The sequence below is a fragment of the Kluyvera sp. 1366 genome, from assembly GCF_054823405.1.
In genome coordinates this window covers 18,536-31,910 of record NZ_JBTRDW010000017.1, presented here as the reverse complement: position 1 = coordinate 31,910, position 13,375 = coordinate 18,536, and the positions used below count along the sequence as shown (strand labels likewise).

13 protein-coding genes and 1 riboswitch are annotated in these 13,375 nt (G+C 55.6%); of the genes, 6 read left to right on the top strand and 7 right to left on the bottom strand.

Features of this window, described 5'->3' with window-relative positions:
• The first annotated feature begins 473 nt into the window (after positions 1–473).
• The gene (gene purH / locus ACVLVH_RS23690) at positions 474–2,063 is read left to right on the top strand and encodes a bifunctional phosphoribosylaminoimidazolecarboxamide formyltransferase/IMP cyclohydrolase (RefSeq protein ID WP_192415510.1); all 1,590 of its coding nucleotides are present in this window, start codon (positions 474–476) and stop codon (positions 2,061–2,063) included.
• Between the two features lie 18 nt (positions 2,064–2,081).
• Complete coding sequence (purD, locus tag ACVLVH_RS23685; protein ID WP_192415508.1) at positions 2,082–3,362, top strand: phosphoribosylamine--glycine ligase; 1,281 nt, start codon at positions 2,082–2,084, stop codon at positions 3,360–3,362.
• Between the two features lie 44 nt (positions 3,363–3,406).
• Here purD and ACVLVH_RS23680 read toward each other — a convergent pair whose 3' ends face one another.
• From ACVLVH_RS23680 to nudC, 6 genes are all read right to left on the bottom strand, one after another.
• Entirely contained in the window at positions 3,407–4,072 is a 666-nt protein-coding gene (locus tag ACVLVH_RS23680) for a DUF1481 domain-containing protein (protein ID WP_312464706.1), read from the bottom strand.
• 68 nt (positions 4,073–4,140) lie between these two features.
• Complete coding sequence (hupA, locus tag ACVLVH_RS23675; protein ID WP_007886275.1) at positions 4,141–4,413, bottom strand: nucleoid-associated protein HU-alpha; 273 nt, start codon at positions 4,411–4,413, stop codon at positions 4,141–4,143.
• 188 nt (positions 4,414–4,601) lie between these two features.
• Entirely contained in the window at positions 4,602–5,192 is a 591-nt protein-coding gene (locus tag ACVLVH_RS23670; protein WP_110868442.1) for a YjaG family protein, read from the bottom strand.
• Between the two features lie 62 nt (positions 5,193–5,254).
• Positions 5,255–5,923, bottom strand: coding sequence for a deoxyribonuclease V (gene nfi / locus ACVLVH_RS23665; protein ID WP_217550759.1), 669 nt, complete (start codon positions 5,921–5,923; stop codon positions 5,255–5,257).
• Positions 5,924–5,925: 2 nt separating this feature from the next.
• Positions 5,926–6,993, bottom strand: coding sequence for a uroporphyrinogen decarboxylase (hemE, locus tag ACVLVH_RS23660; protein ID WP_192415504.1), 1,068 nt, complete (start codon positions 6,991–6,993; stop codon positions 5,926–5,928).
• Positions 6,994–7,032: 39 nt separating this feature from the next.
• A complete protein-coding gene (nudC, locus tag ACVLVH_RS23655) occupies positions 7,033–7,806 on the bottom strand; it encodes an NAD(+) diphosphatase (RefSeq protein WP_110868440.1) in 774 nt (257 codons plus the stop codon).
• Positions 7,807–7,894: 88 nt separating this feature from the next.
• Between nudC and rsd the strand changes: the two genes are divergently transcribed.
• From rsd to thiE, 3 genes are all read left to right on the top strand, one after another.
• Positions 7,895–8,401, top strand: a complete 507-nt coding sequence (gene rsd / locus ACVLVH_RS23650) for a sigma D regulator (protein ID WP_101763024.1) — start codon at positions 7,895–7,897, stop codon at positions 8,399–8,401.
• Positions 8,402–8,636: 235 nt separating this feature from the next.
• Positions 8,637–8,737: riboswitch (TPP riboswitch) on the top strand.
• Between the two features lie 90 nt (positions 8,738–8,827).
• Complete coding sequence (gene thiC, locus ACVLVH_RS23645; RefSeq protein WP_312464703.1) at positions 8,828–10,750, top strand: phosphomethylpyrimidine synthase ThiC; 1,923 nt, start codon at positions 8,828–8,830, stop codon at positions 10,748–10,750.
• Entirely contained in the window at positions 10,747–11,394 is a 648-nt protein-coding gene (thiE, locus tag ACVLVH_RS23640) for a thiamine phosphate synthase (protein WP_312464702.1), read from the top strand. The genes thiC and thiE overlap by 4 nt, the downstream gene beginning before the upstream one ends.
• A gap of 153 nt (positions 11,395–11,547) precedes the next feature.
• Here the strand turns inward: thiE and ACVLVH_RS23635 are convergent, their stop codons facing one another.
• Positions 11,548–13,002: an aminotransferase-like domain-containing protein gene (locus ACVLVH_RS23635; protein WP_312464701.1), complete on the bottom strand. Its 1,455-nt coding sequence runs from the start codon at positions 13,000–13,002 to the stop codon at positions 11,548–11,550.
• Positions 13,003–13,177: 175 nt separating this feature from the next.
• Between ACVLVH_RS23635 and ACVLVH_RS23630 the strand changes: the two genes are divergently transcribed.
• Complete coding sequence (locus ACVLVH_RS23630) at positions 13,178–13,366, top strand: DUF1127 domain-containing protein (protein WP_008108404.1); 189 nt, start codon at positions 13,178–13,180, stop codon at positions 13,364–13,366.
• The last annotated feature ends 9 nt before the right edge of the window (positions 13,367–13,375 follow it).

Sequence of the window (13,375 nt, the reverse complement as noted above, 5' to 3'; positions counted from 1 at the left end):
TAAAGAGCGTTGCGAACAGCGGCTGAACCGTCTGTCGCGAGGTGGCGTATACTACGCTACTCTCCTTCGGAGTCAAACACTTTTTTCAGCGTTTTCATCCGGCGGAAGTTCTTATCGAATCTTCCTCACCAACACCGCACTTCGTAAACCGTTGTGCCGTGTTGATGGATGCGCATTATAGGGAGTTGTTCTCAGCACGCAACCGCTAAATTCAATAAAAACAACCGTTCGCTGCATTCCACAGCAAAACCCCGCCTTATACGCAGTTACACACAGTGTTATCCACACTCTGCCGCACAAATGAATTTAGGCGAGCATCACGCAAACGTTTTCGCTACAATGCCCGGCGACGTCAAGGATGCCCCTTTTGGGGCGTTACATGAGGCAAGCGTTTCCTTCTATATAGAAGAGAGACACTAAGCTTGATGTAACGCTCTTTTTTACGCGAAACAAAGCCAAGGGATAAAACCACCATGCAACAACGTCGTCCTGTACGCCGCGCTCTACTCAGTGTCTCTGACAAAGCCGGTATCCTCGAATTTGCTCAGGCACTCTCCAGTCGTGGTGTTGAGCTGCTCTCCACAGGCGGTACCGCACGTCTGCTGGCAGATGCGGGCTTGCCCGTCACCGAAGTTTCTGACTACACCGGTTTCCCGGAAATGATGGATGGACGCGTCAAAACGCTGCACCCGAAAGTGCATGGCGGCATTTTGGGTCGTCGTGGTCAGGATGATGCGATCATGGCTGAACACGCCATCAACCCAATCGACATGGTGGTCGTCAACCTCTATCCCTTCGCACAAACCGTTGCCAAACCTGATTGCTCATTAGCTGACGCGGTTGAGAACATCGATATCGGTGGCCCAACCATGGTTCGCTCAGCGGCGAAGAACCACAAAGACGTGGCGATCGTGGTGAAGAGCAGCGATTACGAAGCGATCATTGCCGAGCTGGATGCCAACGAAAACTCGCTCACGCTGGAAACGCGTTTCGATCTGGCTATCAAAGCTTTCGAACACACTGCCGCCTACGACAGCATGATCGCCAACTACTTCGGTAGCCTGGTGCCGGCTTATCACAGCGACAGCAAAGAACCGGCTGGCCGCTTCCCGCGTACGCTGAACCTCAACTTCATTAAGAAGCAGGATATGCGTTACGGCGAGAACAGCCATCAGGATGCTGCCTTCTATATAGAAGAGAATGTTGCTGAAGCTTCTGTGGCCACTGCGCAGCAGGTTCAGGGCAAAGCGCTCTCATACAACAATATCGCCGATACCGATGCCGCACTTGAATGCGTGAAAGAGTTCGACGAAGCCGCTTGTGTGATCGTCAAACACGCTAACCCATGCGGCGTGGCAGTTGGCGGTTCGATTCTTGACGCTTATGAGCGTGCCTACAAAACCGATCCGACTTCCGCTTTCGGTGGCATCATCGCCTTTAACCGCGAGCTGGACGAAGCCACCGCGCAGGCGATCATCAGCCGTCAGTTTGTTGAAGTGATCATCGCGCCATCCGCCAGCGAAGCGGCACTGAAAATTACCGCGGCCAAGCAGAACGTGCGCGTTCTGGTGTGTGGTCAGTGGCAAGGTCGCGTTGCGGCGCTGGATTTCAAACGAGTTAACGGCGGCGTACTGGTTCAGGATCGCGATTTGGGCATGGTCGATGCCAGCCAGCTGCGCGTTGTCAGCAAACGTCAGCCAACTGAGCAGGAACTGCGTGATGCGCTGTTCTGCTGGAAAGTGGCGAAGTTCGTTAAATCCAACGCCATCGTCTACGCACGTGACAACATGACCATTGGCATTGGCGCCGGCCAGATGAGCCGCGTTTACTCGGCCAAAATTGCCGGTATCAAAGCCGGTGACGAAGGTCTGGAAGTGAAAGGCTCCGCGATGGCGTCTGATGCCTTCTTCCCGTTCCGCGACGGTATCGACGCCGCTGCGGCTGTCGGTATCAGTTGCGTGATTCAGCCAGGCGGTTCAATCCGTGATGATGAGGTGATCGCCGCCGCTGATGAGCACGGCATCGCGATGATCTTTACCGACATGCGTCATTTCCGCCATTAATTGTTGGGAGCAGTACAGATGAAAATTTTAGTGATTGGTAATGGCGGACGTGAACACGCGCTGGCATGGAAAGCGGCACAATCGCCACTGGCGGAAACAGTATTTGTCGCGCCTGGCAATGCGGGCACCGCGCTCGAGCCGGCTCTGCAAAACGTGGCAATCAGCGCCACCGACGTTCCCGCGCTGCTGGCCTTTGCTCAGCAGGAAAAGATCGATCTGACCATCGTTGGTCCGGAAGCACCGCTGGTGATTGGCGTAGTTGATGCGTTCCGTGCTGCAGGCCTGAAGATCTTTGGCCCAACGCAAGCCGCTGCCCAGCTGGAAGGCTCAAAGGCGTTCACCAAAGATTTCCTGGCACGTCAGCAGATTCCAACCGCTGAATATCAGAACTTTACCGAAGTGGAGCCTGCGCTGGCGTATCTGCGTGAGAAAGGCGCACCGATCGTGATCAAAGCTGACGGTCTGGCTGCCGGTAAAGGCGTGATCGTGGCGATGGAACTGGCGGAAGCGGAAGCCGCTGTGCAGGACATGCTGGCTGGCAATGCGTTCGGCGATGCTGGTCACCGCATCGTGATTGAAGAGTTCCTTGATGGCGAAGAGGCCAGCTTCATCGTGATGGTCGACGGCAACAACGTGCTGCCGATGGCCACCAGCCAGGATCACAAACGTGTCGGCGATGGCGATACCGGTCCAAATACCGGCGGCATGGGCGCGTATTCTCCGGCGCCCGTGGTAACCGATGAGATCCACCAGCGCGTGATGGATCAGATCATCTGGCCAACCGTCAACGGTATGAAAGCAGAAGGCAACATCTATACCGGCTTCCTGTACGCTGGGTTGATGATCGATAAAGCCGGTCAGCCTAAAGTGATCGAATTCAACTGCCGCTTCGGCGATCCGGAAACTCAGCCGATCATGCTGCGTTTGCAGTCGGATTTGGTGGCGCTGTGTCTGGCGGCTACCGACGGTAAACTGGATCAGCAAACCTCGCAGTGGGATCCGCGTCCCTCTCTCGGCGTGGTGTTAGCGGCGGGTGGTTATCCGGGCGATTACAACACGGGCGATCAGATTCACGGTCTGCCGCTGGAAGAAGTGCCGGACGGCAAAGTGTTCCACGCTGGCACCACCATGAAGGACGATCTGGTGGTCACCAACGGTGGTCGCGTACTGTGCGTCACCGCACTGGGCGACAATGTTGCCGCTGCGCAGAAAAACGCATATGCGCTGGCGCAGCATATCTCTTGGGATGGCAGCTTCTGCCGCCGCGATATCGGCTACCGCGCGATTAACCGCAAATAAGTATGCAAAGGGGCACAGCAAGTGCCCCTTCTCTTATCCGCCTGTCAGAAATCACTCTCTTTTGGCTGCCAGCTGCATTCGTCATCCGGCGTAGCACGCAGCAGTTGCACACCCTCCGGCGCTTCCAGCCACGACACCATCAATGGCGCAGCCTGGCTCTGCTGCTGGCGACCTAGCGTATACAGCGTGTCGCGATCAAAGGCCGCATTCACCAGCTTGTCATCGCACTCACGCACCTGATTGCCACCCAGCCAATGGCCCTGACGCAGTAATACGCGGCCTTCCAGCAACGCATTGCTCTGATCCAGCATGCGCTGCGCATCGAAGCGATACAGCTCAACGCTATCAGCGCTGACTGCTTCACGTCGTCCCGCCAGCTGGCGCTGCATGAAATTGAGATTGCCCAGATGATCAAAGCGTAAGGTGACATCATCCGGCTGAGCACCCGCGACGCGCCGTTCGACGCTAATCAGCTTCTGCTGCTGCCAGTTGTAGTCAGTGGTTTCCATCGCATCGCCATTAAACGGCGTGAAGACCGTACGCAGGTGAACAACTTGATGGTCGCTATTCTTGCGCCAGATGCGCACAGTGCCGCGGTCGGCCAAATAGCCGCTCGCCGTGAAGGCAGGAAGTTCAGGAGTGGAGCTACAGCCCGTCAGCAGCGCAGCAAATAACAGGGCGCAAACGCGCTGAGGAATTGAATTCAGCATGGCAGGTCCCGGCAACAAAAAGGGGCGCTAACGCCCCCTCTTTTAAAGCTAAACCGCAATGCGGAAACTTACTTAACAGCGTCTTTCAGAGCTTTGCCTGAAACGAACGCTGGCACGTTAGCTGCTGCGATTTTGATCTCTTTGCCAGTCTGCGGGTTGCGACCGGTACGCTCAGCGCGGTGGTTCACTTTAAAAGTACCAAAACCAACCAGTTGTACAGCATCACCTTCTTTCAGAGACTCAGTGATCGCAGCCAGGGTAGATTCCAGCGCAGTCTTAGCCTGGGTTTTAGACAGGTCAGCTTTCTCTGCGATCACATCAATCAGTTGAGTCTTGTTCATAAGTTATCCTTAAAGTGTATTTATCGCTTGCTAAGCAACGAGTGCGAGGGAAAAGCCATTCTCAGACCTTGTTCAGCCGGCACGCACCGATAGCCACAATTTTCAGCCCCCCAAATGTAGACCAGACTGGGGGCTGATGTGAAGCCTCCAGGCGCGGTAATTCGGGCCTGAAGTCACGTTTTCTTGCCTTATTGCTGAAAAAGTATACCGATGTTACTGATTCCCGCTTCGCGCAGGTCTGCACGCAGGCCTTTAATCAATTCCAGGTCTCGCTCCTCGCACTCTGACAGCAGGCGGAAAATCTCCCACTGCAGGTCCCATTCATCGATGACAGCCTGATTTCCGCGCAGCTCTTCGTCGGTCATTTCGCGACCGGCCTGCGTCATTTCCAGAATCGCCACGGTGGTGATCGATGTACGGCTGACTTCAACGGCGTGCTCAAGCGTTTCGCCGCTGAGCTGTGCATGCAGCAGTTCACTCAAGGCCACGCAGGCATCAATCGCCGGATGAACACCGTAAACCTCAAAATCGTCACCATCCGGGATCGCCGCTTCAAATTTCTCCAGCTGACCGTCGAAATTGATTTTGGCATCTTTGACCGTCAGGCTTTCCCAGATGAGATCGAGGATGCGGCGATAGAGTTGCGGATCGGCGAATGCGGTCTGCTGACAAAAAGCCCAATAGTTGGGGAACATACGCTCGCAAAGGCAGGCCATGAAAGTCATATGCTGCCAGCTTTCAAGCTTCGCCAGACGCAAATGGACGGGATTCTGTAACATCAAACTTACTCTCAATAGGTTAGCTGGCGGCAGTGTACCGCAAAAGCCGGGCACAAACAGCGTTAAGGCGTGTTTTGCCAGCGCAGAAAGGCCGGGCGTCCGGAGGCGACAGCATCCGCCCAACGCGTCGGTTCCGGCAAACGATAGCCCGCAGTACAGGCTTCCACCCATTGCAATGCGCTATCCATGCTGACGCGATGGCCGGTCGAGATAAACAGCGGATTACAGCGCGCTTTACTGCGCCATACCCAGCCAATCTGTTCGCCTTTGTCGAGCAGCGGCTGACGGCTGCCTGGCTCGGCGTCCAGCTCAGCAAAACGTCCACACAAACGCTTCTTCGCCACGCCAATGGTGGGCACATCCACCAGCGAACCGAAATGCGCCGCCACGCCAAGCCGACGGGGATGGGAAATACCGTGGCCATCCACAAACAGCAGATCGGGCAACTGGGAGAGCTGCTGCCAGGCTTCCAGCAGCGCCGGCATTTCGCGGAAGGATAAGAAGCCCGGAATATAGGGCATGGTGGTGGCCACGCGCGCAATGCGGTGTTCCACCAGCTTTAAGGATGGATACTCGAGGATGATCAGAGCCGCGCGCGTGATCTCGCCGCCCTGTTCAAATCCCACGTCGGCACCACCAATAAAGCGTGGCGGCAGCACATCGAAATCATCCTGCCGCACCACATCAGCAGCGCGCTGTAACTGTTCCTGGCGTAGTGCGGCTAAATCCATCATCAGCCCTGATGATACGGACGTGACAGACGATGCACCGCTTCAACAAACGCACCAGCATGCTCAGGCGGCACATCAGGATGGATGCCGTGGCCCAGGTTAAACACGTGACCTTCGCCAGTGCCAAAACCTTCGAGAATCCCGGCGACTTCCTGCTCAATGCGCGCAGGCGGTGCATACAGCATGGAAGGATCCATGTTGCCCTGCAGCGCCACTTTATCACCCACACGACGACGCGCATCGGCGATATCGGTGGTCCAGTCGAGTCCCAGCGCATCGCAGCCGGTCGCCGCTATCGCTTCCAGCCATTGGCCGCCACCTTTAGTGAACAGCGTAATAGGAACGCGGCGACCTTCATTCTCATGCAGCACGCTATCGACGATTTTATGCATGTAATAGAGCGAGAATTCGCGATAGTCGCGTCCGGTCAGCACGCCGCCCCATGTGTCGAACACCATGACCGACTGCGCGCCAGCTTTGATCTGCGCATTGAGATAAAGAATCACGCTATCTGCCAGCTTATCCAGCAGCTTGTGCAGGGTTTGCGGCTCGGCGTACATCATCTTTTTAATTTTGGTGAACGCTTTGCTGCTGCCGCCTTCAACCATGTAGGTTGCCAGCGTCCATGGGCTGCCGGAGAAACCGATCAGCGGCACTTCGCCTTTCAGGTTGTGACGAATGGTACGCACCGCGTTCATCACATAACCGAGCTCTTGCTCTGGATCCGGCACTGGCAGATTGTCGACATCCGCACGGCAGGTGATCGGATTGGAGAAACGCGGGCCTTCGCCGGTCTCAAAGTAGAGCCCAAGTCCCATCGCATCCGGAATGGTGAGGATATCGCTGAAGAGAATTGCCGCATCCAGCGCATAGCGACGCAGCGGTTGCAGCGTGACTTCACACGCCAGCTCAGCATTCTTACACAGCGACATAAAATCACCGGCTTCAGCGCGCGTGGCTTTGTACTCCGGCAAATAACGCCCGGCTTGTCGCATCATCCATACCGGTGTGACATCTACCGGCTGACGTAACAGGGCGCGCAGATAACGATCGTTCTTCAGTTCACTCATAATGGGCTCTCTCATGCTAAGGCCAGCAGTGTAGCATTTTCACGCCGCGCTGGCGCGGCACAGGGCAACGGTATCTTCAATCAGGCGACGCGCCACCGTGCCGGGCGGCGGCAACAGCGGCAGATCGTCGTAGCGATACCAGCCGGCATCCAGCAGCTCTTTGCCGTCGTGTTGCAGATCGCCGCCGTCATATTCCGCCATATACGCCATCATCAGAGAGTGCGGGAACGGCCACGGCTGCGAGGTAACGTAACGCACGTTTTTCACCCGCACGTTGCTCTCCTCCATCACTTCCCGCGCCACCGCTTGTTCTAAGGTTTCGCCCACTTCGACAAAGCCCGCCAGCACGGTGTAGATATTGTTACGATGACGCGCATGATTGGCGAGCAGGATCTCATCGCCACGGCGGATAGCCACGATGATGCACGGCGCAATTTGCGGGTAATAACGCTCGCGGCAGTGATTGCACAAGCAGGCAAATTCGCGTTTGCTGATGTGCATCTCATGGCCGCAATAGCCGCACCAGCGATGCGAGCGGTAAAACTCCGCCAGCTGCACGCCACGTCCGGCGATTTGGAACAGGCCGACATCCTCATCAATCAGTTGGCGCACGGAGCCCATGCTGTCCGGACGCGATTCACGTACCAGCCAGACATTCTCGCCCTGCCACTCGCCGATCAAAATCGCGTTGCTGCCGCTGAGGCCAAAATCGCTGGCTAAGCCATGCGGCAATTCGCCCTGCGGCAACCAAAGTTTTTGCTCATGGCTGACAACCCACCATCCAGCGTCTAAGCTTGAGATCTCACGTTGCATCTTAATCGTTGTCCTTAGCGTCAAATCGCACGCTGAAATCCTAATATTAAGTGTGTAATAAACAACTATAACCTACCTGGAGCCCCATATGCTTAACCAGTTAGATAACCTGACAGAGCGTGTAGGCGGCGGAAATGAATTGGTTGATTCATGGCTGCGCGCCCGTCGACAGCTGCTCGTCACTTACTACGAGCTTATTGGCATGAAGCCACAAAAAGATGCGTTATCCACGCTGGATGAACAGGCGCTGGACGCATTTTGTCACAACCTGGTGGATTACCTTTCCACCGGCCATTTCAGCGTGTATGAACACATCATTAGTGAGATGCAGGGTGATAGCCCCTTATTCGTCGCTGCGCAGATTTATCCGGCACTGGAGGCGAATACCGATCGCATCATGCAGCTCTACGATAGCCATCTGCAGCAAGCGATTAACGATGATAATTGCGTGGATTTTCAAACCGCGCTCTCCGAAGTCGGCGAGGTGCTGGAATCGCGCTTCACGCTGGAAGATAAGCTGGTGCAACTCGCCTGGGACAACCAGCTGGCGCTTCCGCCGGTTGCCAACGACAGCGCCATTGCCCGCCCGGCTTAGAACCCCGAAGATGTAAAAAACTTGTTATTCAAGAAAAGCCCTCTTATGCTAAATGGGCTTTTTTATTGTCTTCTTTAACGACAATCAAAAGGCAAATTTTGCGGTTTAAGCGTAGCGTGCGCAGCCAGTTTGCACTCGGACAGCGCGCAGGGACCGGAGCGTACACGTAGTACGTGACGGTCACGAGCACTGCCCAGGTGCAAAATGGCAAGCAAAGTAGCTTAAACCACAAAACACCAACTTGTCGGAGTGCCCTCTAGGGCTGAGACCGTTAATTCGGGATCCGCGGAACCTGATCAGGTTAGTACCTGCGAAGGGAACAAGAGTAGACATTATCAGCACGGTGCATGCTGGCGCCCGGCACCGTACCTGTTACTCCTTCCGAACTCTGGACAAGCAACTTCCAACCGTTACCGGAAACTTGCTATGTCTGCTAAAACTTCTCGTCGTGAACAACGCGCTCAGGCGCAAGAATTTATCGATTCCCTGCAGGGAACCGCTTTCCCCAACTCCAAACGTATCTGGATCACCGGCAGCCGCGCGGATATTCGCGTGCCGATGCGTGAGATACAGCTCAGTCCAACGCACATAGGCGGCAGCAAAGAGAATCCGCACTATGAGCCAAATGAAGCGGTGCCGGTTTACGACACCGCCGGGGCTTATGGCGATCCTCAAGCCACCATTAATGTGCATCAGGGACTCGACAGGCTGCGTGCCAATTGGATCGAAGAACGTGACGACAGCGAAACCATCCACCAGCTGAGTTCCCGTTACACGCAGCAGCGTCTGGCGGATGAAGGCCTGGACCATCTGCGTTTTGAGCAGCTGCCGCAACCGCGCCGTGCCAAAGCGGGTCGCCGGGTTACCCAGCTGCACTATGCGCGTCAGGGCATCATCACGCCGGAGATGGAGTTTATCGCGCTGCGTGAAAACATGGGCCGCGAGCGTATTCGCGGTGAAGTGCTGTTACAGCAGCATCCGGGTCACAGCTTTGGTGCCAATCTGCCAGAAAATATCACCGCGGAATTTGTCCGTCAGGAAGTCGCCAGCGGCCGCGCCATCATCCCTTCGAACATCAACCATCCCGAATCCGAACCGATGATTATCGGCCGCAACTTCCTGGTGAAAGTGAATGCCAACATTGGCAACTCTGCGGTGAGCTCATCTATTGAAGAGGAAGTGGAGAAGCTGGTGTGGTCAACGCGCTGGGGCGCAGACACTGTGATGGATCTCTCAACCGGCCGCTATATCCATGAAACGCGTGAGTGGATTTTGCGCAATAGTCCGGTGCCGATTGGTACGGTGCCGATTTATCAGGCGCTGGAGAAAGTGAACGGCATTGCAGAAGATCTCAACTGGGAGATTTTCCGCGACACGCTGCTGGAGCAGGCGGAACAAGGCGTTGACTACTTCACTATTCACGCTGGCGTGCTGCTGCGCTATGTGCCGATGACGGCCAAACGCCTGACCGGCATTGTGTCGCGCGGTGGCTCGATTATGGCGAAATGGTGCCTGTCGCATCACACCGAAAATTTCCTCTATCTGCACTTCCGCGAGATTTGTGAAATTTGTGCCGCCTACGATGTGGCGCTGTCACTGGGCGACGGCCTGCGTCCCGGCTCGATTCAGGATGCCAACGATGAGGCGCAATTTGCCGAACTGCATACGCTGGGCGAACTGACCAAAATCGCCTGGGAATACGATGTGCAGGTGATGATTGAAGGTCCGGGCCATGTGCCCATGCAGATGATTCGACGCAATATGACCGAACAGCTTGAGCATTGTCACGAAGCCCCGTTTTACACGCTTGGCCCGCTCACCACCGATATCGCGCCCGGCTATGACCATTTCACTTCCGGCATCGGCGCGGCCATGATTGGCTGGTTCGGCTGCGCCATGCTGTGTTACGTGACGCCGAAAGAGCACCTCGGTTTGCCGAACAAAGAGGATGTGAAGCAAGGGCTGATCACCTACAAGATCGCTGCGCACGCGGCGGATCTGGCAAAAGGTCATCCCGGTGCGCAGATCCGTGACAATGCGATGTCGAAAGCGCGTTTTGAATTCCGCTGGGAAGATCAGTTCAATCTGGCGCTCGATCCGCACACCGCACGCGCCTATCACGATGAAACCCTGCCGCAGGAATCAGGAAAATTAGCGCACTTCTGCTCGATGTGCGGCCCGAAATTCTGCTCGATGAAAATTACCCAGGAAGTGCGTGAGTTTGCCGCCCGCCAACAGGCTGAAGCCCAGCCGATTGAGATGGGTATGGCGCAAATGTCGAACGCCTTCCGCAATCGTGGCGGCGAGATCTATCACGCTGCCGATACCCTTAAAGAGGAAAATGTATGACCGACGCCTTTCCTGCCACAGCCTCAAAGCTGGGGCTGTATCCGGTTGTTGATAGCGTGGAATGGATCGCGCGCTTGCTGGAAGCCGGTGTGCGCACCATACAGCTGCGCATCAAAGATTGTGAAGATTACGAGGTGGAAGATGCGGTGCGCGAGGCGATTGCACTCGGCAAACAGTATCGCGCTCGCCTGTTTATCAATGATTACTGGCGCTTAGCCATTAAATATCACGCTTATGGCGTGCACCTCGGCCAGGAAGATCTCGATGTAGCCGATCTGGCGGCCATTCGCGAGGCGGGATTGCGCCTGGGTTTATCGACGCATGACGATGCCGAGTTAGATCGGGCTCTGGCGCTGCGCCCTTCTTACATTGCGCTTGGCCACATCTATCCTACGCAAACCAAAGACATGCCTTCTGCGCCGCAAGGCGTGGTGGAATTGAAACGCCACCTGGCGCGTTTGCACAATGTGCCAACCGTGGCGATTGGCGGTATTTCACTGGCGCGCGTGCCGGAAGTGCTGGCTACCGGCGTGGGCAGCATTGCGGTGGTGAGCGCGATTACCCAGGCCGCCGACTGGCGCGCAGCAACGCAGCAGTTACTGTCACTGGTGGAAAATGGAATCGAACCCGCAGAAGCAGTGTAATGCGCGATAAGTAAGGATGAAACGCTGGAATCTGCCGCGCAGCAGCGTGATGTAGGGGCTGGCGTCATTTCCTGACAAGACTAAAGTGTGCCTGCCCGCTGTCGCTTGCAGCGGGCCAGGGCTGGTCTCAACCTCTCCCAGCCCTGCCTTTCTTCACGTGATCAGGGAGGAGGTATGCACGGATCCATGACTACAAGCCAGCATGGCACGTTCTACCGCTGCGCCGAGTTGAGCTATCGCCTGCTCTGTGTGCTCATTCATTGGCAAACCATAATTCAGGCGCAAGCAGTTGCGATACTTACCCGAGGCCGAAAACAGCGAGCCTACGGCAACCTGCATGTTCAGCTCACGCAATTCGGTATTGAGCCTGACCGCGTCAAATGCCTCTGGCAATTCAATCCACATCAGGAAACTGCCCTGCGGACGCGACACACAAATCCCACACGGAAAGTAGTGGCGTACCCAGCAGCTAAAGGTTTCATAATTGCGTTGATATACCTGACGCATGCGCCGCAAATGCGGCAGATAATGACCAAGACGAATAAACTCGGCGACCGCATGTTGCGGCTGTGTGGCCGTCGATCCGGTGCTGATATATTTCATATGCAGCACGCGATCGCGATAGCGCCCCGGCGCCACCCAACCGACACGCAGCCCCGGCGCCAGCGTCTTGGAGAAGGAACTGCACAGCAATACCCGTCCATCGTGATCCAACGACTTAAGGGTAACCGGACGCGGATACTCCCACGCCAGCTCGCCGTACACATCGTCTTCAATAATCGCGGCATCGAAACGCTGTGCCAGCGTCACCAGCGCACGTTTGCGAGATTCCGGCATGATAAAGCCCAGCGGATTATTGCAGTTTGGCACCACCACAACCGCTTTAATCGGCCACTGTTCGAACGCAAGTTCCAGCGCTTCCAGGCTGATGCCGGTAACCGAATCGGTAGGAATCTCAATGGCGCGAATGCCGAAGCCGCGCAGAGTTTGCATGGTGCCGTGGAAAGTCGGCGACTCCACCGCAATGATGTCACCAGCCTGACATATCGCTCGGATCGAGATCGACAACGCTTCATGGCAGCCGGTGGTGATCACGATATCGTCTGCCGTGAGCTGACAACCGCTGTCGATCGTCAGACGCGCAACCTGTTCGCGCAGGGCCGCTACACCCAGCAAACTGTCATAGTTGAGCTGATCGATATCCTGCTTCTGCGCCATACGGCTTTGAATTTTCCACAGCGGTTTCAACGTGGGCTGGGTCAGATCGGGCATACCGCTGCCGAGTTGCAACACATCGTTATTAGTTCGGCTGCTGAGCAACTCCAGCACCGATTCCCACTGCGTGATTTCCACCGGACGCTGTGCAGGTCGGGTGATGGCCGGCATCGGCGGCGTCGCTTTGCGTGTTGCAACGAAATATCCGGAACGTGGCTGCGGCACAATCAGCTGTTTCTCTTCCAGCAGATGATATGCCTGCTGAACGGTGCTGATACTCACGCCGTGTTCAAGACTCAGCGTGCGCACCGACGGCAAGCGCTCGCCGCTGCGGTACAGCCCTTGCTCTATACGATCCGAAAGCAAACATGCTAAATGTTGGTAGCGCGTCATCGTATGCCTCACTCAGCCATCAATCATAATAAACCAGTACAGATAGACCTCATTATTACCATTCAGATCCACCACAACGCAATCTGTATGTTAAAGATAAGTGTTTTTTGCGTCTGTATCATAATGCGTATGAATCAGACAATGCTTCTCAGGCAACCTACTGAGGGCAAGGACTATGGAATTCGATCAAAACCGCGCGGCTAAACCTTTTGACGTCACTTTACTGGATATCTTCCGCGGCGCAGTACGTATGGTTAAACACTGGAAAGCACGGCGTGAAACTCACCGCATCCTGTCAAAACTGAGTGATAACCAGCTGCGTGATATCGGACTGACACGCGAAGATGTCTGCCGCAAGTTCTGACAAAATGAA